This window comes from Rhizobium sp. S163 (assembly GCF_030380805.1).
Taxonomy (GTDB): domain Bacteria; phylum Pseudomonadota; class Alphaproteobacteria; order Rhizobiales; family Rhizobiaceae; genus Rhizobium.
Map to the genome: position 1 here is coordinate 731,484 of NZ_JAUDSA010000003.1, position 22,120 is coordinate 753,603.

General features: G+C 62.8%; 22 protein-coding genes and 1 other RNA gene. 10 read left to right on the forward strand and 13 right to left on the reverse strand.

Annotated elements, in window-relative coordinates:
* Positions 1-3 precede the first annotated feature (3 nt).
* Both QTL96_RS03895 and miaA read right to left on the reverse strand, forming a co-directional pair.
* Positions 4-261 carry a hypothetical protein gene (locus tag QTL96_RS03895; protein WP_112941788.1) on the reverse strand — a complete coding sequence of 86 codons (258 nt, stop codon included), beginning with the start codon at positions 259-261 and terminating at the stop codon, positions 4-6.
* Between the two features lie 71 nt (positions 262-332).
* Positions 333-1,229 (reverse strand): tRNA (adenosine(37)-N6)-dimethylallyltransferase MiaA, encoded by an 897-nt coding sequence (gene miaA / locus QTL96_RS03900; protein WP_289727165.1) that lies wholly within the window; start codon positions 1,227-1,229, stop codon positions 333-335.
* Between miaA and serB the strand changes: the two genes are divergently transcribed.
* Together serB and QTL96_RS03910 are read left to right on the forward strand one after the other, a co-directional pair.
* Positions 1,228-2,118 carry a phosphoserine phosphatase SerB gene (gene serB, locus QTL96_RS03905; protein ID WP_289726760.1) on the forward strand — a complete coding sequence of 297 codons (891 nt, stop codon included), beginning with the start codon at positions 1,228-1,230 and terminating at the stop codon, positions 2,116-2,118. The genes miaA and serB overlap by 2 nt on opposite strands.
* Positions 2,119-2,249: 131 nt before the next feature.
* On the forward strand, positions 2,250-2,444 hold the full coding sequence (locus QTL96_RS03910) for a hypothetical protein (RefSeq protein ID WP_289726761.1): 195 nt from the start codon (positions 2,250-2,252) through the stop codon (positions 2,442-2,444).
* A 22-nt stretch (positions 2,445-2,466) separates the two neighbouring features.
* Here QTL96_RS03910 and QTL96_RS03915 read toward each other — a convergent pair whose 3' ends face one another.
* The 5 genes from QTL96_RS03915 to QTL96_RS03935 all read right to left on the reverse strand — a co-directional run bounded on the left by QTL96_RS03915 (position 2,467) and on the right by QTL96_RS03935 (position 7,770).
* A complete protein-coding gene (locus tag QTL96_RS03915; RefSeq protein ID WP_289726762.1) occupies positions 2,467-4,056 on the reverse strand; it encodes a DegQ family serine endoprotease in 1,590 nt (529 codons plus the stop codon).
* Positions 4,057-4,253: 197 nt separating this feature from the next.
* Positions 4,254-5,198 (reverse strand): protease modulator HflC, encoded by a 945-nt coding sequence (locus QTL96_RS03920; protein WP_113236510.1) that lies wholly within the window; start codon positions 5,196-5,198, stop codon positions 4,254-4,256.
* Between the two features lie 3 nt (positions 5,199-5,201).
* Positions 5,202-6,296 (reverse strand): FtsH protease activity modulator HflK, encoded by a 1,095-nt coding sequence (hflK, locus tag QTL96_RS03925; protein ID WP_112941793.1) that lies wholly within the window; start codon positions 6,294-6,296, stop codon positions 5,202-5,204.
* Between the two features lie 154 nt (positions 6,297-6,450).
* On the reverse strand, positions 6,451-6,963 hold the full coding sequence (locus tag QTL96_RS03930) for a dihydrofolate reductase (RefSeq protein WP_289726763.1): 513 nt from the start codon (positions 6,961-6,963) through the stop codon (positions 6,451-6,453).
* A 12-nt stretch (positions 6,964-6,975) separates the two neighbouring features.
* Positions 6,976-7,770, reverse strand: coding sequence for a thymidylate synthase (locus QTL96_RS03935; RefSeq protein ID WP_289726764.1), 795 nt, complete (start codon positions 7,768-7,770; stop codon positions 6,976-6,978).
* A gap of 116 nt (positions 7,771-7,886) precedes the next feature.
* Here QTL96_RS03935 and ssrA point away from each other — a divergent pair.
* The 5 genes from ssrA (at position 7,887) to QTL96_RS03960 (ending at position 9,999) form a co-directional block, all read left to right on the forward strand.
* Positions 7,887-8,256: a transfer-messenger RNA gene (ssrA, locus tag QTL96_RS03940) on the forward strand.
* 127 nt (positions 8,257-8,383) lie between these two features.
* Entirely contained in the window at positions 8,384-8,902 is a 519-nt protein-coding gene (locus QTL96_RS03945) for an SspB family protein (protein ID WP_018900294.1), read from the forward strand.
* A gap of 63 nt (positions 8,903-8,965) precedes the next feature.
* The gene (locus tag QTL96_RS03950; RefSeq protein ID WP_018900293.1) at positions 8,966-9,160 is read left to right on the forward strand and encodes a DUF4169 family protein; all 195 of its coding nucleotides are present in this window, start codon (positions 8,966-8,968) and stop codon (positions 9,158-9,160) included.
* 79 nt (positions 9,161-9,239) lie between these two features.
* Entirely contained in the window at positions 9,240-9,509 is a 270-nt protein-coding gene (locus tag QTL96_RS03955) for a ribbon-helix-helix domain-containing protein (RefSeq protein ID WP_289726765.1), read from the forward strand.
* Positions 9,493-9,999: a GrpB family protein gene (locus QTL96_RS03960; RefSeq protein WP_289726766.1), complete on the forward strand. Its 507-nt coding sequence runs from the start codon at positions 9,493-9,495 to the stop codon at positions 9,997-9,999. Before QTL96_RS03955 ends, QTL96_RS03960 begins: the two co-directional genes overlap by 17 nt.
* A 36-nt stretch (positions 10,000-10,035) precedes the next feature.
* Here the strand turns inward: QTL96_RS03960 and QTL96_RS03965 are convergent, their stop codons facing one another.
* The 3 genes from QTL96_RS03965 to QTL96_RS03975 form a co-directional block, all read right to left on the reverse strand.
* Positions 10,036-13,788: an AsmA-like C-terminal region-containing protein gene (locus QTL96_RS03965; protein WP_289727166.1), complete on the reverse strand. Its 3,753-nt coding sequence runs from the start codon at positions 13,786-13,788 to the stop codon at positions 10,036-10,038.
* A 242-nt stretch (positions 13,789-14,030) separates the two neighbouring features.
* On the reverse strand, positions 14,031-15,443 hold the full coding sequence (locus tag QTL96_RS03970) for an FAD-linked oxidase C-terminal domain-containing protein (RefSeq protein WP_289726767.1): 1,413 nt from the start codon (positions 15,441-15,443) through the stop codon (positions 14,031-14,033).
* Between the two features lie 106 nt (positions 15,444-15,549).
* On the reverse strand, positions 15,550-16,584 hold the full coding sequence (locus QTL96_RS03975; RefSeq protein WP_289726768.1) for an aldo/keto reductase: 1,035 nt from the start codon (positions 16,582-16,584) through the stop codon (positions 15,550-15,552).
* Positions 16,585-16,676: 92 nt separating this feature from the next.
* On the opposite strand from QTL96_RS03975, the gene QTL96_RS03980 reads away from it, so the two are divergent.
* Together QTL96_RS03980 and QTL96_RS03985 are read left to right on the forward strand one after the other, a co-directional pair.
* Positions 16,677-17,579 carry a LysR family transcriptional regulator gene (locus QTL96_RS03980; RefSeq protein ID WP_289726769.1) on the forward strand — a complete coding sequence of 301 codons (903 nt, stop codon included), beginning with the start codon at positions 16,677-16,679 and terminating at the stop codon, positions 17,577-17,579.
* A gap of 158 nt (positions 17,580-17,737) precedes the next feature.
* A complete protein-coding gene (locus QTL96_RS03985) occupies positions 17,738-18,826 on the forward strand; it encodes an AbrB family transcriptional regulator (protein WP_289726770.1) in 1,089 nt (362 codons plus the stop codon).
* Here the strand turns inward: QTL96_RS03985 and QTL96_RS03990 are convergent.
* On the reverse strand, positions 18,823-19,695 hold the full coding sequence (locus QTL96_RS03990; protein ID WP_289726771.1) for an AraC family transcriptional regulator: 873 nt from the start codon (positions 19,693-19,695) through the stop codon (positions 18,823-18,825). The genes QTL96_RS03985 and QTL96_RS03990 overlap by 4 nt on opposite strands.
* A 33-nt stretch (positions 19,696-19,728) precedes the next feature.
* Between QTL96_RS03990 and QTL96_RS03995 the strand changes: the two genes are divergently transcribed.
* Positions 19,729-20,136, forward strand: coding sequence for a DUF2000 family protein (locus QTL96_RS03995; protein ID WP_289726772.1), 408 nt, complete (start codon positions 19,729-19,731; stop codon positions 20,134-20,136).
* Between the two features lie 117 nt (positions 20,137-20,253).
* Here the strand turns inward: QTL96_RS03995 and QTL96_RS04000 are convergent, their stop codons facing one another.
* The gene (locus QTL96_RS04000; RefSeq protein WP_289726773.1) at positions 20,254-20,919 is read right to left on the reverse strand and encodes an OmpA family protein; all 666 of its coding nucleotides are present in this window, start codon (positions 20,917-20,919) and stop codon (positions 20,254-20,256) included.
* A 180-nt stretch (positions 20,920-21,099) separates the two neighbouring features.
* Positions 21,100-22,095, reverse strand: a complete 996-nt coding sequence (locus QTL96_RS04005) for a flagellin (protein ID WP_289726774.1) — start codon at positions 22,093-22,095, stop codon at positions 21,100-21,102.
* Between the last annotated feature and the right edge of the window lie 25 nt (positions 22,096-22,120).

Below are 22,120 nucleotides of genomic sequence, written 5' to 3' on the forward strand. Positions count from 1 at the left end.
GTCTTACGCGTTGCCCGATTTGGCTGCAGCGGCAAGCACGCTGAGATGCCGCTCGACCAGCGTCAGAAAGGCAATCGTTCCGCAGACCAGCGATGCCGCAACGATCCCGCCGATCGCACCGAAAAGCGCACCGATGACGAACATTCCCGGCCCGCCCTGAGCCGCCGCCGCAGCACCGGCGGAAATTGTCGAGCCGGCAAGAATGATGACTGCGAGAATCGCGTTGATCGACGCAAGCGCCTTGAAGAGAAAGTTGTTCATGAGGTCCCGCAGTTGATCCTCATGACTGCTTAGATAGCAACCCTGGCGCGAAACTTGCGCCCATCATTCCATCAAGGTGCATGCCGCTCCCAGCTATCATCCATCTGGTTGCGAAACCACGTCATCTGCCGCTTGGCATATTGCCGCGTGGCGGCCGCGCCTTTTTCCAGCACATCCTCGCGCGACATCGTGCCATCGAGCATGGCGGCGATCTGCGACACGCCGATGGCCTTCATGACAGGCATCTCAGGCGCCGGCGACAGCGCCAGGAGCGCCCTCACCTCGTCCGCCGCGCCCTCGGCCAGCATAAGCTCGAAACGCCGGTTGATACGGTCATGCAGCACAGCGCGCTCCGGCAGCACCACGATCTTTCGCGCCCTGTCCGGATCGATCACAACAGGACCGGACCGCCCCTGCAGCTCGGCGATCGACCGCCCCGTCGCCTCCAGCACCTCGAGCGCCCGGACAATCCGCTGACCATCCTGCGGATTGAGCGCCTCCGCTACATCGGCGTCACGCGCCGCAAGCTCCGCATGCAGCACCGCACCCCCTTCGTCGATCAGCCGCTGCCTGAGCCGCGTGCGGATCTCCTCGGGGATCGCGGGCATGTCGGAGAGCCCACCGGTCAGCGCCTTGAAATAGAGCCCCGTCCCGCCGACGAAGACAGGCAGACGCCCCTCCGCCCGCAGTTGCGGCAACAGCGCCGTCACGTCGCGCAACCACGCGCCGGTCGAATAGGCCGTCGCGGCAGGCACGTGGCCGTAGAGATAATGCGGCACGCTCTGCATATCCTCGTCCGACGGCCGCGCCGTCAGCACCCGCAGCGTGTCATAGACCTGCATGCTGTCTGCATTGATCACGACGCCATCGTGACGTTTCGCGAGTTCGACGGCCAGCGCGGACTTGCCGCTGGCCGTCGGCCCGGTTATCAGGATCGCGTCCATTGCGTTCAGAAGGTTTTCCATCATGGCTCTCGTTGCCACGCTTGTTGCCAATCCGTCAAATCCTGTTCTGACAGCCGCCATCGCCGAGAAGGCCGCGGACGCCGCAAAGGCATCCGGCCTTTACTGGCTGGCCGACGGAGTAGCCTGCGATATCGCGCTGCGCGACGGCACCGATGCAAAAGCCGCGCACGCCGCGATCACATCCGTCATCGCCGGTGCCCCGATCGATCTCGTCATCCAGGATCAGGACACGCGCCGCAAGAAGCTTTTGATCGCCGACATGGATTCGACCATGATCGGCCAGGAATGCATCGACGAACTGGCGGCCGAAGTCGGCCTCAAGGACAAGGTGGCCGCGATCACCGCCCGCGCCATGAACGGCGAGATCGCCTTCGAGCCCGCTTTGCGCGAGCGCGTGGCGCTGCTGAAGGGCTTGCCGATCTCAGTCGTCGACGACGTGATCGCCAAGCGCATCACGTTGACGCCGGGCGGCATGGAACTCATCGCGACGATGAAGGCGAAGGGCTATTATACGGCGCTGGTCTCCGGCGGCTTCACCGTCTTCACCAGCCGCATCGCCGCCACCCTCGGCTTCGACGAAAACCGCGCCAATATCCTTCTCGAGGAAAACGGCCACCTCACCGGCTTCGTCGCCGAACCGATCCTCGGCAAGCAGGCAAAGGTCGATGCGCTCGAGGATATCTCGAAGAAACTCGGCATCTCCCCTGAAGAGGCAATGGCAGTCGGCGACGGCGCCAACGATCTCGGCATGCTGCACCTCGCCGGCGCCGGCGTCGCCCTCCACGCCAAACCCGCCGTCGCTGCCGAAGCGAAGATCCAGATCAACCACGCCGACCTCAGTGCGCTTCTCTACATCCAGGGCTACCGCAAGACGGATTTCGTGACGGTGTGACAATTATCCAAGGCCCCGCAGCCCGATCGACCAGCCGGTCGCGGGTTGTGGGGCCGAAGTGCTTTGCTGTAAGATAAGTGCTCTACTGCGGAAAGATGTCCGCACTGTTCGCGCCGTGAAGGCGAAACCTTATGACATCAAGCACCACAAGCAACCGATCGCTCACTCATTTGCAGCAGGCGGAACTCGCCGCTCTGGACACGCTTGCCGACGCGGCGATCGACACAAGCGACATCCCTGAGATCACTGACGAGCGTTGGGCGCTGGCCCGACCAGGCACTCATCATCGCAAGGTCCAGCAATACGCGGCGACCAAAACGAAATAAGCGCAGGAGCTGACGCCCCGCCCTACTCCATCGGCACGGCGACAAACCGCAGGTCGCCATTCGCCGATGCGATCATCATCTGCGCGTTGCGGCGGCCTTCCTGCTTCAGCGACTGCACCTTGGCGACGACGGTATCTGGTGAACGCATGAATTCCTGGGCCACTTCGACGATCACGTCGCCGGCCTTCAACCCCTTTTCGGCCGCCAGCGAGCCCGGCTTGACCTCGGAGACGAGAACGCCGTCGACGCTCTCGGCGATCCCGAAGCTCTTGCGATTATCCGCATTGAGCGCCGATAGCGACAGGCCGAGCACATCCTTCGCATCGCCGACCTCAGGCGCCGGCTGCGCGGACTTGCCCTTGCCGTCGGGCATCGGCTGGGCCTGATCGCTGTCAGGCTGGTCCATGTCCTGATTTTCCTGCGGGTCAGGATTTATCACGCCGCCGTTGCTGTCAGAGCTGTCCGCCGCCGCCTGGTCGCTGTCTTCGAGACGGCCGAGCGTCACCTTGACGGTCTGCTCCTTGCCATCGCGCAGCACCACGACATCGACCGCCTTGCCCACGGGGCTTTCCGCCACCACGCGCGGCAGGTCGCGCATTTCGTTGACGGCCTTGCCGTCGAATTTCAGGATGACGTCGCCGGCCTTGATCGAGCCGTCGTCGACAGGGCCGCCCTTGATGACACCAGCGACCAGAGCGCCCCTGGCGCTCGAAAGGCCGAGGCTATCAGCCACATCGTCGGTGACAGGCTGGATGCGAACGCCGAGCCAGCCGCGACGCGTCTCGCCGAATTCGCGCAGCTGCTGCACGACGCCGGCCGCAAGTTCCGACGGTACCGAGAAGCCGATGCCGATCGAGCCGCCGCTCGGCGAGATGATCGCCGTGTTGATCCCGATAACCTCACCCTTCATGTTGAAGAGCGGGCCGCCGGAGTTGCCCTTGTTGATAGCCGCGTCCGTCTGGATGAAGTTGTCGTAAGGGCCGGCATTGATGTTGCGTCCGCGCCCCGAGATGATGCCGACGGTGACCGAACCGCCGAAGCCGAACGGGTTGCCGATCGCCATCACCCAGTCGCCGATGCGCATGCCGCTGGAATCGCCGAACTTGACGAACTTGAGCGGCGCCTTCGGCTCGACCTTCAGGACCGAGAGGTCGGTCTTGGTGTCGGTGCCGATGAGCTTCGCCTTGAGCTTGCTGCCGTCGGCGAAGTTCACCTCGATATCGTCGGCGCCTTCGATGACGTGGTTGTTGGTGACGATGAAGCCCTGCGGATCGATGACGAAGCCGGAGCCGAGCGAGCTGACATTGTGGTTACCGCCGGGCTTGCCCTTCTGCTTGTTGAAGAAGTCGTTGAAGAACTCCTGGAACGGCGATCCATCGGGAGCGCGCGGTGCCGGACCGGCACCCTCGTCGTCCTTGACGTTCTGCGATGTCGAGATGTTCACGACCGCGTCAAGCAGCCCTTCGGCAAGATCGGCAACCGACGCCGGGCCGTTGGTCGGCGGCGTGGCCTGTGCATGAACAACCCCGGCAAAGCAGACATTAGCCAGCATTGCTGCCCCGGCCAGAAGCGCGAGCGATCGTCTGAAGGTCGGGCGGATCGTGGGGGCCATCAAGCATCCTCATGTGTCTCAAAAACGCACTCTGATCATGAGCATAAGGCGTAATGATGGAGGGTGAAATCACCTTTTCGCGAAATCCCGTGCAATCTGCGTGGGCCGCCCGTGAAGCCCCGGAGCGATGGCAAAATCCCCATAAAATAAAGGGGCCGGCAAGATGCCGGCCCCGATAGGTCTTCCGATGATCGCGATCAGTTCGCCGGTGCGGCCGGAACCGCAGGCAGGCTTGGTGCCGCCGAAGGAACCTGGCCGGGCTGGCCGGTTGCGCTGTTGAAGTAGCGGAAGAAATCCGTGTCCGGCGAGAGCACCAGCGTCGTGTCCTGCGAGGACATGGCCGTGGTGTAGGCCGCCATCGAGCGGTAGAACTCGAAGAACGCGGGGTTCTTGTTGAACGCGTCGGCGAAGAGCCTGCTGCGTTCCGCTTCGCCTTCACCGCGTAGGATTTCGGAATCACGCTGCGCTTCGGCGGTGATTTCGACAACCTGTCTGTCGGCGATGGCGCGACGGCGCTGGCCTTCTTCGCCACCCTGCGCACGCAGGAGTTCAGCTTCGGCAAGACGCTCGGCGCGCATGCGGTCATAGGTCTTCGGCGCGACTTCGCGCGTCAGATCCGTACGGCGAATGCGCACGTCCTGGATGTTGAGACCAAGCGCCTCGGCATCCTTGTGCAGATCGTCACGCACCTCGAGCATCATCGCCACGCGCTCTTCGGAAAGAGCGGCATCGAAATCACGCAGACCGTAGACGCGGCGCAGCGACGAATCGAGCTGCGTGCGAAGACGTGCTTCGGCGGATTCGCGGTCGCCCGATACCGTTTCGCGGAAACGGCGAACGTCGCGGATATCGTAGATCACGAAGGCATCGACATCGAATGTCGCGCCGCCGCGAACCTGCACGCGGATGTTGTCGAGGTCGAAGCGAAGCGCCTGTTTCTCGACGATCTGGACGCGATCGGCATCCATGAAGGTGAACGGCAGCTTGAAGTAGATGCCGGGCTCGGTCTTCACCGACTGGATCTGACCGAAGCGAACGACGATCGCCTGCTCGCGCGCGTTGACCACGAAGATCGACGAGTAGAGCGCCATGAGCACCACGGCGAAGACGACGAGAAAGATGGGAAGTTTATTCGACGTCATGGATCAACCTCCCTGCTGCGCCGGTTTGCCGATTTCGTTGAGCGGCAGATAGGGCACAACCCCCTGCTTCTCGTCGATGATGACCTTCTTGGAGTTCTTCAGCACCTGTTCCATGGTTTCCAGGAACAAACGCTTGCGGGTCACTTCGGGAGCCTTCGTGTATTCGTCGTTGACGGACGTAAAGCGCTGCGCCTCACCTTCCGCTTCCTTCACGACGCGATCCTTGTATGCGGCAGCCGCTTCGCGGATCTGCGCCGCGTCACCGCGGGCCTGACCGAGCTTCTGGTTGGCATACTGGTTTGCCTCTTCGACGAGACGCTGCTTGTCCTGGTCGGCACGCTGCACTTCTTCGAAGGCATCGGCGACTTCACGCGGCGGCGCTACGTCCTGGATGGTGATCGCGTTGATCGAGATACCGCTCTTGTAGCGATCCATGGTGCCCTGCACGATAGCGGCCACTTCGGTTTCGATCGGCTGACGATTGTCGCGGAACGCGTCCTGTGCAGGACGACGGCCGACGACTTCGCGCATGGCGCTTTCGGCGACCTGCTGCAGCGTTTCTGCCGGGTTCTCGACGTTGAAGAGGTAGGCCTTCGGGTCCGTCACGGTGAAGAACACCGAGAACTGAACGTTGAGGATGTTCTGGTCACCAGACAGCATCAGGCCGTTCGACGAAGAAGACGACGTCGCGCCGATATTCTGCTGCTGAACCGTGACCTTGACGATTTCGACCGTTTCCATCGGCCACAGGTGGAAATGCAGGCCCGGTGCGGCCACTTCCTGCTTCGGATTACCGAAACGCAGTTCCACGCCACGCTCGTCCGGCTGGACGATGTAAATGCACTGGAAAAGCCAGAAAGCCACGATGACAGCCGCGACGATCAAGAGAACGCCGGTGTTGAACCCGCCGGGCACGACGCCGCGCAGCCGGTCCTGACCACGACGGATCATGTCTTCCAGATCGGGCGGTCCGCCCTTTCCGCCGCCACCACCGCCGCGTGGACGGTTCGGCCCCTGCCCCCATGGTCCCTGATTATTTCCTCCACCGCCGCCGCCGCCCCAAGGGCCGCCGCCGCCATTCTGATTGCTCCAGGGCATCAAAACCTCGTTGTTCGTTACACTCTGCGATCGCTTAACCCACGGGGGCGACGGATATTCGCGTTCGAAACCGTTATAGGTATCGCTGCATCGGCTTTCAACGCAGCATGAGGAACTTGGCAATGTTTATTGGAAAATAGTTTCTTTTCGCCGCTCAGCGCCTGTCATAAACGACGTAGCGGGTGGCGTAGCTGTCCTTCTCGCCCGCTGGCACGTCGAGGGTCTCGCCAACACGCCAGATGGCCGGGTTGATCGCGGGAAACGATGTATCGCCATCCACATCCGTCTCCACATGCGTCACGCAGAGACGATCGGCGATATCGATCGCCTGCCCGTAGATCTGCCCGCCGCCGATAATGCAGATCTCGTCCGTGCCAGTTTCCATCGCCAGCCTCTCGGCCAGCGCGACAGCTTCATCAAGCGAGCCGACGGTGCGGACATCAGGATGATCGATAACCGCCGAGCGAGAGATAACAACATTCGGCCGTCCCGGCAGCGGGCGACCGATCGAATCATAGGTCTTGCGCCCCATGATCACGGGTTTGCCTGTTGTCAGCGCCTTGAACCGCTTCAGATCGGTCGAGAGCCGCCACGGCATGTCGCCGTCACGGCCGATGATGCCGTTGCGCGCAGCGGCAACCACGATCGTCTTGCGGATATCGGACATGAGACCCCTTAATCAGACTGCGATCGGCGCCTTGATGCTGGCATCGGCCTCGTAGCCGACCAGCTCGAAATCCTCGAACTTGAAGCCGAAAATGTCTTTCACGTCGGGATTGATGCGCATGAACGGCATCGGCTTCGGCTTGCGCGTCAGCTGCAGCTTCGCCTGCTCGAAATGGTTATGGTAGATGTGCGTGTCGCCGAGCGTATGCACGAAGTCGCCGAGCTTCAGCCCCGTCACCTGCGCGATCATCATCGTCAGCAGCGCATACGAAGCAATATTGAACGGCACGCCCAAGAATACGTCCGCCGAACGCTGATAGAGTTGGCACGAGAGCTTTCCATCGGCGACATAGAACTGGAACAGGCAGTGGCACGGCGGCAGCGCCATGTTGTCGACTTCGGCGGGGTTCCAGGCCGAGACGATATGGCGGCGCGAATTCGGGTTCTTGATCAGGCCGGAAACCAGATTGGCGATCTGGTCGATATGCCCGCCATCGGGCGCCGGCCAGGAGCGCCACTGCGCGCCATAGACAGGGCCGAGATCGCCATTCTCGTCGGCCCACTCGTCCCAGATCGAGACACCATGCTCCTTGAGATAGGCGATGTTGGTGTCGCCCTTCAGGAACCACAGGAGCTCATGGATGATCGAGCGCAGATGCAGCTTCTTCGTCGTGAGGACGGGAAACCCTTCCTGCAGATCGAAGCGCATCTGGTAGCCGAACACTGAACGCGTGCCGGTTCCGGTCCGGTCGCCGCGGTCGGTTCCGGTTTCCATCACGTGGTTCAAGAGATCGAGATATTGCTTCATCGCCCGCCGCCGATTCCATTTTTTCCATATTTAAGCCCATCGACCGGCAAAACCAATCACGCCCCCGTGTTTTTCCCGGTGATTCCTTGAAAGACCACGATGCTTTTGTGACGATGGCTCTTCCCATGCGCTCAGGAAAACACTATATCAGCATTGCCAGTCTTCGGATTGGCTATGGCGATAAACGAGCGGTGTAATAAGCCTATTGGACCCGGGGGCGGTACCCGGCGCCTCCACCAAAAACCGGCGGCCTTACAAAGAGATGGCCGGCTTTTGATGGGGGCGAAACAGGATCGACAAGGGTGTAAAGATCGTCTTTTTGCTCGGCATTGTACCGCCGTTATCGGGCTAAAATTGTAGTTGCAAACGACAACTATGCGGAAGCTCGTCTCGCTGCTTAATCGCGGTGTGACACTTCAAATTAAGTCCTGAAGGTTCGCACCTTAAGGCGGGGTCCGAAGGCACCTGGCAACAGAAGCCTTCACCTTCTCCCCCAAGCTCAAATCATGTATGATTTGCGAAAGCATGACTCGGCTGCGGGCTTTTCCAAGCCGCTTGAGCATGGCATATAGGCTTGGAACAGACGTACGGACGAAAGAAAGACAGGGAAAGCATGGGGCAGGATCATATCCGGTACGACATTCTGGCACAGGACGCGCTTCGCGGCGTCATCCGCAAGGTATTGTCGGAAGTCGCGGCAACCGGCCGCCTGCCGGGCGAGCATCACTTTTTCATCACCTTTCTGACCGGCGCTCCCGGTGTTCGCATCTCGCAGGCCCTGAAGTCCAAGTATCCCGAGCAGATGACCATCGTCATCCAGCACCAGTTCTGGGAAATGAAGGTCACCGAATCGAGCTTCGAGATCGGCCTCTCCTTCTCCGACGTTCCGGAAAAGCTCTTCATCCCCTTCAACGCCATCCGCGGCTTCTACGATCCGTCGGTCAATTTCGAACTCGAGTTCGACGTGCCGCTCGCCGATAGCGACGAACTGCCGGAAGCCGAGATCACCGCCTACCCGGTCGCCCCCGAAAAGGCGGAAAAGACCGAAGACGCGGCGGCAAAGCCCGCCGACGGCGACGAGAAGAAAGCCGGATCGGTCGTCTCTCTCGACGCCTTCCGCAAGAAGCAGTAAGAACCAAAGGGAAGCAATCGCTTCCCTTTTTCATATCGCCTGTTCTTATATTGTAGGTGTGCCGTGAGCGCCGAAATCGTCAATCTCCGCCAGTTCAAGAAGAAGCAGGCCCGCTCCGACAAGGAGAAGCAGGCCGAGCAGAACCGGATCTCCTTCGGCCGCACCAAACAGGAAAAGCAGCTCACCAAGGCCTTGAACGACAAGGCCGAGCGCGCGCACGACCAAGGCCGCATCGACAAGAACGACGACGCCGAATGACCGAGCGCGACCGCGGAAAAGATTCCGCAATCAATCCCTTGTGTGCGTTTGCGGAATCATTTTCCGAACACCACGCACAATGATCCGCAAGCACTCGATCACGCTCCACGGCCACCGCACCAGCCTGTCGCTGGAAGACGAGTTCTGGACCGAACTCACCGCCATCGCCACCGCCCGCGCCATCCCGCTCGCCGGCCTGATCTCCGAAATCGACGACAACAGGGACGCCGACAGCAACCTCTCCTCGGCGTTGCGTCTCCACGTGCTCGCCTGGCTGAAATCGGCAGGCGCCACGCCACAGGATAACCAGCCCGACAACGGGGAAGCGGCGGATGCCGGAGCGCGTTGAAATCGTCCCCTATGACGCGGCATGGCCGGCGCACTTCCGCGAAATCGCCGCCCGCCTGAAAACCCTGCTGGGCGATCGCGTGCTCGATATCCAGCACATCGGCAGCACCTCGATCCCGGGCATGGCCGCCAAGCCGCTCATCGATATCGATGTGATAATGCCGGCCGCAGCCGACGTCATCGACGCCTGCCCGCTGATGGAAGCCGCCGGTTACGAGCCGCGTGGCAACCGCTACGACGCCGACATCTTCGCCTTCATGAAGCGCACTCCTACGCGCAGGCAGCGGGTCTATCTATGCCCCGAAGGCCACGCCACGCACCACCGGCGCATCCAGTTTCGCGATTATCTGAGAACCCACCCGCAAGCCGCCGCCGAATATCAGGCGCTGAAGCTCAAGCTGGCTGAAGCCTTCGAATATGACGGTGACGGCTACACCGCCGCCAAGGCCGCCTTCGTCAACGATGTCGTCGCCCGCGCCCGCAAGCGCTGAGACGTCACCGACAGCCGGCACCAGCCGCGCAAGACGCTATTGCGGAACCTGCACGCCCGGCAAACCCGGCACCGTATTGAAGTTCAGCGAGTTCTGCGGCGGCGTGATCAGTTGCTCCTGCGCCCGGCGCGCCGCCTCGGCCGCGGCCTTGGCATCCGCTTCCGCCTTGGCCTTCGCGGCGGCTTCCGCCTGCGCCTTGGCTTCAGCCTCGGCCTTGGCGGCCGCTGCCGCCTGGTCGCGCTCGGCCTGCTGTGTCGCAAGCAGCCTCAGCCGCTCCTCTTCCGCCTTGCGCTGCGCCTCGATGGCGGCGGCCTTCTCGCGCTCCTGATCGTTGAACTTGGCGAGCGACACCTCGCGGCGCAGCCTCTGCTGTTCGAGAACGTTCGACTGCAGCTTCTCGACCCGCCGGCGCTCGCGCTCAAAGGCGCGCAGCGACAAATAGCCGGTGATATCGGTGACATCCATCACCCGGCCCGGCGATCCGAGAACGCCGGAGAAATCGAGCCGGATCGAAGGATCCGCGCCGGTCAGCGCCTCACCCATCGGATTGAGGTTGATGTCGAGCGACGCGTTGATACGCTCCTGCGGCAGATCGATCTGCGCATTGCCCGTCAGCGTCGCCTGGTCGGTGGCGACAGTCACGTTCTGGACCCTCAGCACACCGTCGGTGACATTGAACGGTACCGCCGTCGCCGGCAGCTTCGCCTCGCCGTTGTTGAGCAGCGTCTCGACGATCGGGTGAACCTTGCCGGCGTTCAGCTGATCCTGCATCGGGTCGGTCGCCGAAAGCAGCGGCGCCAGCATGCCGAGATTGAGCCCGCGCACGCTGGTATCGCCGAGCTTCATCTCGCCGGATCCGTTGAGCGAGCTCGCGATATCCTTCATCGACTTGCCCGATGCTTCCATCGACAACGCCAGCCCGAACTTGCCGCTGGCCACAGGCGAACCGCCGTCCCGCTGCCACACCACGCCGCCGAGATCGGCATCGGCAAGCGCGAGCTTGGTCTGCAGGAAGCCGGTCCCATCGGCATTGGTGAACTTCACATTGGCATCAACAGTGCCGCCGTCCCAATTGCCCTTCATGTCGTTCAGCTGCAGCTCGTCACCCTTGTAGGCGACGTTGGAGGTGAAGTCGGTGATCGGGTTCGACCAGCCGAGCCAGAACTGCTTGGCGTTAAGCTTCAGGTTGACATCCATGTCCTTGAACACGGGTATACCGAGCGGCGCCGCGAGCAGATTGCCGTTCGCGGGATCCGTCATCGGCCCGTAGACCGCCTCGCCAAGCCAGGTGGCATCGGCCTTCGTCAAGGCGAGATCGCCCGAGGCCGTCGTCCGCTCTGCCTTGCGATCAAGCGTCATCGCGCCGGTGAATTCATTGTCCGCCGCATGGCCGGCAATGTTGCCGAAGGCGACCTTGTCGCCATCGATCGCCGCCGTCGTCGTCAGCTTGAACGGCAGGCCGGTGCCCATCTGCGGCACGCCGATGCCGTTCATGACGAGATAAGGGTCGAGGTCGGCGCTCTCTAGCGACAGCGCCAGCTGCCCGTTCATGAAGCTCTGCGGCCGGATATCGACCTTGCCGGCGGCGGTAAACGAGGTGCGGTCCGTGGCGAATGTCAGGTTGGCATCGGCGGGATCGGTCCCCTCCGCCTGCACCTTCAGCGTCATGCGGCCATTCGCATCCGCGTCGACAGGCAACGGATCAAGCCCCGCCTGCCCGAACAGCACCGAGGTCACATTGTTCTCAAGCGTCGCCTCGAGGCTCGTCGTACCCTTGCCGGTCAGCGCCAGAAGGTCGGACATGCGGTAATCGAGGTTCACGCGGCTGCCATTGGCGACACCAGCCAGCGTCACCGAGAGCCCGTTGTCCTGATCGCTACCGAGCGTCACCGCCCCACGCAGCGCCGTGTTCGTGTACCAGGCCGCATTGCGCACCAGCCGGTCCATGACGGGATGCTGCGGCAGTTTCTGCTTCAGCATCGTGAAGAACGGACCGGGATCGGCCGCCTTGAAGGTGATTTCGCCCGAACCCTTGTAGTCAAGCAGCGAGCCCTCGGCGCGGCCGGTCGCCGTGAACTCCGCGCCCGCCAGGTTCTTTACCGAAAGCTTGTCCACCCCAAGCGCCCCGTCGGCGATCGTGAAGCTGGTCTCGACATCACCCGCTTCGACGCCAAAGGCCGTGAACTTGTCGGCCTTGAGCTGCGCCTTGATCTTGTGGTCGAGAACGTTGTTACCCGCATCCTGCCCGGTAAACAGACCGGTCAGCGCTCGGAGTGCATCGAGATCGAGCGCATCTCCTGATAGCGCGACATCAAGCGTCGGCGCCTGGTTCGGCACCACCTGACGGTCGAGCCTGCCCTTCAGCGTCGCCGGACCGACGGCAATCTCGAGATCGTCGAACGTCTGCCGCTCGTGCGTGAGGTTCACATTCGCCGAGAAACCGGCCTGCTGCAGCGACCGTATCGCCGGATCGACATCGCCCGAGAGCCACGAGGCAAGCCCCGTCGGCTGCTTCGAGGCGACGGTGATCGCGCCCTTGAAAGAAGGCTGGCCCTGCAGCGTCAGCTGACCGTTGCCCTCGACCAGCGTACGCCCCGGCAGCGTGCCGAAGGCGTGGTCGATCGTCCAGCCGCTGCCGGCCGGCTCGAGATCGAGCTGCACGTCGCGAATGGTGGTATCACCCGCCACGATCGCCGGCAGCCTGACACTCGCCTTGCCGGGCACCTGCGGCACCGGGATCTGCGAGACGATCTGGATCAGCGCGTTCAGCCGCTGCTTGGCCGAAAGGCTCGGATCGCGCGAGGTCTTGCCGCCGGAGCCCTGATTGCCGATGCGATTGACGTCGATCTGCTGGCCATCGGCCGTGAGCAGGAATTGCGGCTTCACGCCGGTATCGAGCGTCGCCTCGCCGGTCACCACATAGGGGTCTTCCACCGCGCCGATCTCGAGGCGGTATTCGGGGATGCGGATGCTCTCGTTGGTGAGCTCGAACTTGCCCTTCAGCCGCGGCGGCTGGCTTTTGTCGCTACCCTTGGCCTGGTTTTTCCCGGTGCGCTCGATCTGCGCCGACATCGTGCCCTGGTAATTGGGCTTGCGATCGACGAGCTTCAGCTCGCCATCGAGATCGACCGACACCGGATGCTTGTCCGGCTGCAGCCGGGTGCGCATCCTGAGAACGCCGTTTTCGTCCAGCTGGTTGCTGGAGATGAGGAAATTGCCGTGCTCGCCGTCGAGCGCCGCATCACCCTCTATCCGCCACGGTCCGGCCAGCGATTTCGCCGACATCTCGGCGTTGATCCCGGTCACGAGCCGCGTGCGGCCGGATTGATCGTCGATGAACTGAACGTCGCCGCCGCTGACATGCACGTTCTCCAGAACGACGGTCTTGGCGGGAATTTCCGGCTGGCTGCCGCGCGTCCAGTCGAGCGTACCGTCCTTCAAGAGCCGCAGCTTGACCTTGGGATTGACCACGCGCATGTCGAAGATCAGCGCCTCGCCCGAGAGAAACGGCGCCAGTTCCGCATCCATGGAAAACTGCTCGACCTGCACGATCGGCGAGCCGTCCTGCTCCTGGCCGACGCGCACGTCATGCATCGTCACCGAGGGAAACGGCAAAAGGCGTGCATCGACCGCGCCGTGGACCACGACCTTCTTGCCGATGATACGGCTGGCCTGATCCTCGAAATTCTGTCGGAAGCCGGTCCAATCGATGAACATAGGCGCGAACAGCGCCACGAACAGCGCCACGACAACCACACCACCCAGTACGACGAGAAACCGGCCTACCAAGTCAATCATTCTCCATTCGGGCTACACCGCGGACACAAGGCCAAACTCGATCAGGATACCCGATCGAGTTTTGACCCTAGATCATCAACCCGAAGCGTGTGAAGCCGCTTTCAGGCAACAAACCGCGCAATTCCTTGTTACGCCCACGCTTTCCCGGCGGCGCTCCGATTCGCTACGCTGTTCTTAATCCCTATCGGCATTCATGCCGCAAGCAAGCCAAGATCAAAACAGAGTGTTGATTTTCAGGCAGAATGGAAAATCTTGCCCGGATTGAAGATGTTATCCGGGTCGAGCGCATGCTTGACCTGACGCATCAGATCGACCGCGCCCCCAAGTTCCTCTTCGAGAAACGCCATCTTGCCCTGGCCGATCCCGTGCTCGCCGGTGCAGGTGCCGTCCATCGCAAGCGCCCGCTTGTTGAGCCGCGACACGAAGCCCTCGGCAACGGCGATCCCCTCCTCCGTCTTGTCATCGAACAGGAGCAGCACGTGAAAATTCCCGTCGCCGGCATGACCGACGATCATAGCCAGAAGACCATGCTCCTCGATATCGGCCTGCGTCTCGCCGATGCAATCGGCCAGACGCGAGATTGGCACGCAGACGTCGGTCGAAAGCGCCGCCATCTCCGGCGCCAGCGCGCGCGAGGCCCAATAGGCGTCATGGCGGGCTTTCCAGAGCTTGCTGCGTTCCTCGGCGTTGACGGTCCAGGCGAATTCACCGCCCCCGCATTCCGCCGCGATCTCGCCGAACTGCGCCGACTGCAGCGCTACCGTTTCGTCGGTGCCGTGGAATTCGACGAACAGCGTCGGCTTCTCGTCGTAGTTCAGTTTCGAATAGGCGTTGCAGGCGCGGATCTGCAGGGCGTCGAGAAGCTCGATGCGCGCGACCGGCACACCCATCTGGATCGTCATGATCACCGCGTCGCAGGCGGCACGCACCGTCGGAAACGCACAGACGCCGCCGCCGATCTTCTGCGGAATGCCCTGCAGGCGCAGCGTTACCGAGGTCAGGATGCCGAGCGTACCCTCGGAACCGACGAAGAGCCGCGTCAGGTCATAGCCGGCGGAGGATTTGCGAGCGCGCCGCGCCGTGCGGATTTCCTCGCCATTGGCGGTAATGGCGGTCACCGAAAGGACGTTGTCCTTCATTGTGCCGTAGCGCACCGCGTTGGTGCCAGAAGCACGCGTCGCCGTCATGCCGCCGATCGAGGCGTTGGCGCCCGGATCGATCGGGAAGAACAGGCCGGTGTCGCGCAGGTAAGTGTTGAGGTCCTCGCGGGTGACGCCGGGCTCGACGGTGCAGTCGAGGTCTTCCATGTTGACCTGAAGCACGCGGTTCATCCGGCTGAAATCGATCGAAATGCCGCCGTTGGGCGCATTGACCTGCCCTTCCAGCGACGAACCGGTACCAAACCCGATGACAGGAACCTTGTGCTCTGCGCAGACCTTCACGACCGCCTTCACATCATCGGCGCTCTCGGCGAAGAGCACGCCGTCAGGCAGCTGCGAGGGAATGTATGTGGTCGTATGCGCATGCTGCTCGCGAAACGACTGGCCGGTCTGGAAGCGCTCGCCGAAGCTCTGTTTCAGGATGCCGAGAACGCTGGCGATACCCGCCTCGTTGCGTGCGCCGGCCTTTGCGTCTTTGAGCGCCATCTCTTTGATCTCCTTACCGTCGTTGCCCGAGGGCACGTTGGTATGAGACAAGAGATGGCGGCTGTCTAGTAGCAGAATAGCCGCAGCAGTACGGCCATCACCGAGCTCAGACGAGTGGCGGGTTCAATCGCGCAAAACCCTCCTGCCGCTGATACGGAAAATAAGGATAGGGCGCGCTGACCGCGCTCGCCTTGTCGAGCCGCTCGACCTGCTCTTCCGATAGCGACCAGCCGACAGCACCGAGGTTCTGTCGTAGCTGCTCCTCGTTGCGCGCGCCGATGATCACGCTCGACACGGTCGGGCGTCCGATCAGCCAGTTGAGCGCGATCTGCGGCACGGTCTTGCCGGTTTCCTCGGCAACGATGTCGAGCGCATCGACGATATCGTAGAGTTTCTCGTCATCGACGGGAGGCCCGTATTCCGCCGTCTGGTGCAGCCGGCTTCCCTCGGGCAGAGGCTGCCCGCGCCTGATCTTCCCGGTCAACCGCCCCCAGGCAAGCGGGCTCCACACAAGCGCCCCGACGCCCTGATCGGCGCCAAGCGGCATCAGCTCCCACTCATAGTCGCGGCCGGCCAGCGAGTAATAGACCTGATGCGCCACATAGCGCGGATAGCCATGCTGAGCGGATACGCCGAGCGATTTCATCAGCTGCCATCCTGAGAAATTGGAAACGCCGATATAGCGGATCTTCCCGGCATCAATCAGCTGCTCCAGCGTCGACAGCACCTCCTCGATCGGCGTCGAAGCGTCGAAGGCGTGCAGCTGCAGCAGGTCGATATAATCGGTACCGAGCCGCTTCAACGCCGCATCCGTCGCCCGCAACAATCTTGCGCGCGACGTCCCCCAATCGCCGGGTCCGTCTCCAACAGGAAGCGCGGTCTTCGTCGAGATCAACACCTGATCGCGCCTGCCCTTGATCGCATGGCCAAGCACCTCCTCCGACGCGCCCGCCGAATAGACGTCGGCGGTATCGAACAGCGTCACCCCCGCCTCGATCGCGATATCCACCATCCGCGAGGCCTCGGCGCCCGTGGTATTGCCCCAGGCGCCGAACAGCGGTCCCGATCCGCCGAACGTTCCCGCGCCGAAACTCAAAACCGGCACCCGAAGGCCGGATGCACCAAGCTGTCTGTATTCCATGGTCAGTCTCCTGTTGTTTCACCAGAGATAGACACTCCACACGCGATGAAATAGATTGCCGTCAGGAACACAATTCATGAATTGAAGTCATCATGAGCAGACCAGACATCAACCGCTCCGGAGAGATGGAAGTCTTCGTCCGCGCTGTGGAACTGGGCGGCTTCACCGCCGCCGCCCACGCCTGCCGCATGACGCCATCGGCCGTCAGCAAGCTGGTCGCGCGGCTGGAAGCACGGCTCGGCGCCCGCCTCGTCAACCGCTCCACCCGCAAGCTGCAACTGACACCCGAGGGCTGCGCCTTCTATGAGCGCAGCGTCACCATTCTTGCCGATATCGCCGAGGCCGAGCGTTCCGCATCATCGGGAGAACTTGCCGCCGGCCCGGTGCGCATCAACACCAGCGCCTCGTTCGGCAATCACATCCTCGCGCCGCTCGTCTCGGGCTTCCTTGCGCTCCACCCCAGGATCACGCTCGATATCTCCCACACCGACAGGGTCGTCGACCTGCTCGATGACCGCGCCGACGTCGCCATCCGCGCCGGACCGCTGAAGAGCTCGACGCTGATCGCCCGCAAGCTCGGCGCGACGGACATGGTCATCGTCGCCTCGCCCGGTTACCTGGAAACATACGGCACACCCGCCACCGTGTCCGATCTCGAGCATCACCGCCGCATCGGCCTCTCCTATGCCCGCAGCGTCGAGGGCTGGCCCATGCGCGATGGCGGCGACGTGATCCGCTTACCTCTTGCACCGGGCATCCAGGTCGCCGATGGAGAGGCGATGCGGCACATGGCCTTGTCGGGCGCCGGCCTTGGCCGCCTCGCCCGCTTCACCGTCCGCGCCGATATCAAGGCCGGCCGCCTGATCCCGCTTCTCGAGGACGTCAATCCTAGAGACACCGAGGAGTTCCACGCCGTCTATATCGGTCAGGGCGGCCCTCTGCCGGCGCGGGTGCGCGCGCTCCTCGATTTCCTCGCCGCCAATGTGAGGATGTAAAAGCTCAAGAATTCGCAATTGACCCCCGGCCCCGCCCGCGCCTATATCCACGGCACGCCATCGGCGCCCGCCGATTTTCCAGCAAAGCCTCTGCCGCTCCCCCAAGACGTCACATCGACCCGTCATCAGCATTGGCAAGACATGCATCGGATAAGCCGTTGAAAGACGCCAGCCGCAAACTCCGAACCGCCAGCCTGCCGCGCTGGGCATTCCTGCTCGCCCTCTCCACCATCCTCGTCGTCGGCCTGGAAATGCTCGGCCTGCCCGCCTCGCTGCTGATCGGCCCGATGGTCGCCGCGATCGTGCTCGCGGTCTCTATCGGCCAGGGATCGCTGCGCGTCCCGCGCTGGCCGCTGCTGTTCGGCCAGGCGCTGGTGGGCTTCATGATGGCCCGCGCCATCACCGTCGACATCCTCCAGACGATGGCGACCGACGCGCCGCTCTTCCTTTCCATGATCTTCGCCGTCATCGCCGCCGCCGGCTTGCTCGGCTGGCTCTTGACCCGCTGGCAGGTGCTCCCAGGCACGACGGCGGTCTGGGGCTCATCGCCGGGTGCGGCATCGGCCATGGTCATCATGTCGGAAGCCTATGGCGCCGACGCGCGCCTCGTCGCCTTCATGCAATATCTGCGCGTCGTCTTCGTGGCCGTAGCAGCTTCCGTCGTCGCCCGCCTGTGGGTGGCAGCCGATGGCGGCGAGCCGCCGCCGCTCATCATGTTTCCGCCGATCGACTGGCCGGCCCTTGCCGCAACCGTCGCACTGACGATCGTCTCGGCCTTTTGTGCTGTCCGCTTCCGCATTCCCGGCGGCACCATCATCGTGCCGCTCGTTGTCGGCTCGCTGCTGCAGGGCTTCGGCCTGTTGAAGATTGAGCTGCCCATGTGGCTGCTGGCGATCAGCTATGCCTTGATCGGCTGGAGCATCGGGCTGCGCTTTACCCGCGGGATCATCGCCCATGCCGCCCGCGCCCTGCCGCGCGTCGCCGCCTCGATCCTGTTTCTGATGTCGCTATGCGGCTGCATGGCCTACGCGCTGCACGTCTTCGCCGGTGTCGATCCGCTGACCGCCTATCTCGCCACCAGCCCGGGCGGCGCCGATTCCGTCGCCATCATCGCGGCGTCCAGCGACGTCGATGTCCCCTTCGTGATGGCCATGCAGACCGGCCGCTTCCTGATCATCCTGTTCACCGGCCCCATGCTTGCCCGCTTCATTGCCCGGCGCTCCGGCCTCGCGGAAAATCCGGCCTAGAAAAGGTCTCGCCTCAGCCCGGCCCATTGGCCGGGCGTCATGCCGTATGCCTTCTTGAAATGCCGGTTGAAATGGCTCTGGTCGGCAAAGCCGGTGGCGAAGGCCGCCTCGGCAAGCGCCTGCCCGGCCCCGATCATCGCGCGCGCCTGCTGCAGCCGCCGCATGAGGAGATAGCGGTGCGGGCTGGTCGCGAACGCCGCCCGGAAATGCCGCGCCAGCTGAAACCGGTCGAGCCCGGTCACGGCCTCCAGTTCGGCCGACGTCACCGGCCGCGTCGCATGCGCCTCGAGATAATCCCGCGCCAGTCTCGCCCGTTGCCAGGCAATGCTGCCAAGCGGCCGACGCGGAGTACCCGCATGCCGCGCCAGACCATTCGCCACGCGTGACACGAAGTCGTCGACGAAGAGCTCGTCCAGCTCCCGGTCCAGCTCGCCAAGCGCCGCCAGAAGCGTGCCGGCAAGCACGGGATCGTTGAAGACAGGCTGATCGACGAAGGGCAAGCCGATGCGCGCCGCTTCCAGACAATCGAAGAGCAGCGCCGGCTCCAGATAGAGCATGCGGTACTGCAGCCCGTGATCGGTACCCGCCCCGCCATCATGCTCCTCGTCGGGATGCAGCACAATCACCTGCCCCGGCAGGCTGAAGCGCCGCTCGCCGCGATAGGAGAAAGTCTGCACGCCCTTCAGCGTCACCCCAAGCGCATAAGTATCGTGACGATGCGGCTCGAAGGCGTTCCCGGCAAAGTTCGCTTCGATACGCTCGATGCCGGGAAAGGCAGGCGCGGTGACGATCCCAGGCGCAACCGCGCCCGGCTCCGTGCACAAACGTTCAAGACCCTCAAGGGCGTGATGGCTTAGATTCTGGCCCAACCGACGTCAAAACCCGCATGAAAAGAGACTGGAATGTTTGATACCAAAATTGCGATCGTGCTGCGAAACAATCTTCCATCCTGGCAGACGCTGAATGTCACCGCCTTCCTGATGAGCGGGATCACCGGCCAGAACCCCGAGATCATCGGCGACGCCTACAAGGATCGGTCGGGCAATCTCTACAACCCGCTCTCGATCCAGCCGATCATCGTTCTGGCGGCGCCTGAGGAGACCATGCCCACCATCCACCGCCGCACGCTGGAGCGCGGCATCACCGCGTCGCTCTTCATCGAGGAGATGTTTGCGACCGGCCACGACGCCGCCAACCGCGCCGTCTTTGCGGAATACGCGCCTGAGGACGCCAAGGTCGTCGGCATCGCGATGCGCGCCGACAAGAAGATCGTCGACAAGATCACCAAGGGTGCGGTCATGCACCCTTGAAGCAATGCCAGGAAAAGTGTGAAGCGGTTTTCCGTCCGGAATTGCGTAATTCAAGCGACTCTAACGCAAAACGGCCGGGCATCGAGCCCGGCCGTCTTAACTCTCAAGCGAGGCCTATCAGCTCTGGGTGATCGGCGCAATCTGGATTTCGACGCGGCGGTTCTGCGCGCGTCCGGCCTCCGAAGCGTTGGAAGCCACCGGCTGCGACGGGCCGAAGCCGACGGCCGACATGCGGCGCTGGTCGATGCCCTGGCCGCCGAGATAGCCGGCAACCGACTCGGCACGGCGCTGCGACAGATCCTGGTTGTGCTGCAGGCTGCCGGTCGAATCGGTGTGGCCGTTGACGTCGATCAGCGTGCGGTTGAACTTGCGCAGCACGATCGCCACCGAGTTCAGCGTCGGGTAGAAGCCCAGCTTCACGGCGTCCTGGTCGACGTCGAAGGTGATGTTCGACGGCATGTTCAGGATGATGTTGTCGCCGTTGCGGGTAACGGAGATGCCGGTGCCCTGGAGCTGCGCGCGCAGTTCCGATTCCTGCTGGTCCATGTAGTTGCCGATCGCGCCGCCGGCGAGAGCGCCGACACCGGCGCCGATCAGCGCCGCGTTACGCCGGCCGACCGGCGAACCGCCGACAGCCAGACCCGCCAATGCGCCGACGCCGGCACCGAGCAGCGCGCCGCCCGATGTGTTCGACATCTTCTGCTGGCCCGTATACGGATCCGTCGTCGTGCAGGCGCTGAGATAGGTCGCGGCAACGGCGAGAAGGATGAATTTCTTGATCATGGACAGGCGTATCTCCAATTCGATGGTGATGCGAGCAGTATTAAGGAATGCGGCAAGAAGATGAAGCGCGCGCCCTGAATACTGGAAAATCGATGGATTGCACAGCCTTAGAGCCGGAACTCCCGAAAAAGTCACCGGCGTCGGCGGCGCCGGTGTCGAAATCGCGAAGGCTATGCGGCCTCAGAAGTTCTGGAACAGCTGCCGCACCGTGTCATAGGTGGCGTTCGCAATGTTGAGCGATTGCAGGCCCAGCTGCTCTTGCGTCTGCAGCGCCGCGAGCCGGCTCGATTGCTCCTCCATGTCGGCATCGATCAATCGGCTCATTCCACGCGCGAAGGCATCGCCCAGGGTCTGCGCGAAGTCGCTCTGCAGGCTGATACGCTTTTCCAACGCGCCGAAAGACGAGCCGATCGTCGTCATCTGCCCGAGCATCTTGTCGACGACGGAGACCATCTCCCTCACCTCAGCGGTGGTCGTGCTCGACGACACCCCGATCTCGACCTGCCCTGCCGTATTGCCGGCGCTGGCCAGCATCACATAGTTCTTCGAGGCGCCGGCCTCTGTCGCAAAATACTGCGAGGTCAGCGCCCCATATTCGCCCGAGCCCGTGGTCCGATCGTCGATCAGGTAGCGCGCGTCCTTGGATGTCGTCGATCCCACCGGCGCGATATCGACCTCGTAGCTCAACGTTCCGATTTCGACGCTTCCATCGGGATGTCGCGTGAACGACGCCGGGATCTCTCGCGGCTTGGCCGGATCGTCGCCATCGTCGATCGCCACCCAATTGTCGTTGTTGAAGCTCGCCGCCGCGGAAACGGAACGAAGCTGATCTTTCAGATGCGTGATATCGAGATTGATCTTGTCCTTGTCGGCGCCATCCTCGGTCGCGGCCACGAGCTTGGCCTTGATCTGGCTGACGAGATCGGTCGATTCGCCGACGGCGGTATAGGCCGTGTCCATCGTCGCGGCCGCCAGCCCCAGCGCGTCGCGCACCGTCGACTGAGCCCTCTGGTCGCTTTTCAATGTCGAGCTGATTGCCCAATAGGCGCCATTATCCGAGGCGCGCTCGACCCGGAGGCCGGTGGAGACCTGCCTCTGGGTCGTCGTCAGTTTATTCCCGATGTCGCGCAATACATAAAGCGCGGCATCCACCGAAGTGCGCCGATAAATACTCACGGATACAGAACTCCGAACACAACAA

What these genes read in the sequence shown, in the direction of transcription:
- miaA (WP_289727165.1), bottom strand. Translation starts at nt 1,229, where the DNA reads ATGATGGAAAACCTTCTGAACGCAATGGACGCGATCCTGATAACCGGG.
- QTL96_RS03975 (WP_289726768.1), bottom strand. Translation starts at nt 16,584, where the DNA reads ATGGAATACAGACAGCTTGGTGCATCCGGCCTTCGGGTGCCGGTTTTG.
- serB (WP_289726760.1), top strand. Translation starts at nt 1,228, where the DNA reads ATGGCTCTCGTTGCCACGCTTGTTGCCAATCCGTCAAATCCTGTTCTG.
- QTL96_RS03945 (WP_018900294.1), top strand. Translation starts at nt 8,384, where the DNA reads ATGGGGCAGGATCATATCCGGTACGACATTCTGGCACAGGACGCGCTT.
- QTL96_RS03970 (WP_289726767.1), bottom strand. Translation starts at nt 15,443, where the DNA reads ATGGCGCTCAAAGACGCAAAGGCCGGCGCACGCAACGAGGCGGGTATC.
- QTL96_RS03930 (WP_289726763.1), bottom strand. Translation starts at nt 6,963, where the DNA reads ATGTCCGATATCCGCAAGACGATCGTGGTTGCCGCTGCGCGCAACGGC.
- QTL96_RS03895 (WP_112941788.1), bottom strand. Translation starts at nt 261, where the DNA reads ATGAACAACTTTCTCTTCAAGGCGCTTGCGTCGATCAACGCGATTCTC.
- QTL96_RS03995 (WP_289726772.1), top strand. Translation starts at nt 19,729, where the DNA reads ATGTTTGATACCAAAATTGCGATCGTGCTGCGAAACAATCTTCCATCC.
- hflK (WP_112941793.1), bottom strand. Translation starts at nt 6,296, where the DNA reads ATGCCCTGGAGCAATCAGAATGGCGGCGGCGGCCCTTGGGGCGGCGGC.
- QTL96_RS03935 (WP_289726764.1), bottom strand. Translation starts at nt 7,770, where the DNA reads ATGAAGCAATATCTCGATCTCTTGAACCACGTGATGGAAACCGGAACC.
- QTL96_RS04000 (WP_289726773.1), bottom strand. Translation starts at nt 20,919, where the DNA reads ATGATCAAGAAATTCATCCTTCTCGCCGTTGCCGCGACCTATCTCAGC.
- QTL96_RS03910 (WP_289726761.1), top strand. Translation starts at nt 2,250, where the DNA reads ATGACATCAAGCACCACAAGCAACCGATCGCTCACTCATTTGCAGCAG.
- QTL96_RS03920 (WP_113236510.1), bottom strand. Translation starts at nt 5,198, where the DNA reads ATGACGTCGAATAAACTTCCCATCTTTCTCGTCGTCTTCGCCGTGGTG.
- QTL96_RS03955 (WP_289726765.1), top strand. Translation starts at nt 9,240, where the DNA reads ATGATCCGCAAGCACTCGATCACGCTCCACGGCCACCGCACCAGCCTG.
- QTL96_RS03980 (WP_289726769.1), top strand. Translation starts at nt 16,677, where the DNA reads ATGAGCAGACCAGACATCAACCGCTCCGGAGAGATGGAAGTCTTCGTC.
- QTL96_RS03915 (WP_289726762.1), bottom strand. Translation starts at nt 4,056, where the DNA reads ATGGCCCCCACGATCCGCCCGACCTTCAGACGATCGCTCGCGCTTCTG.
- QTL96_RS03960 (WP_289726766.1), top strand. Translation starts at nt 9,493, where the DNA reads ATGCCGGAGCGCGTTGAAATCGTCCCCTATGACGCGGCATGGCCGGCG.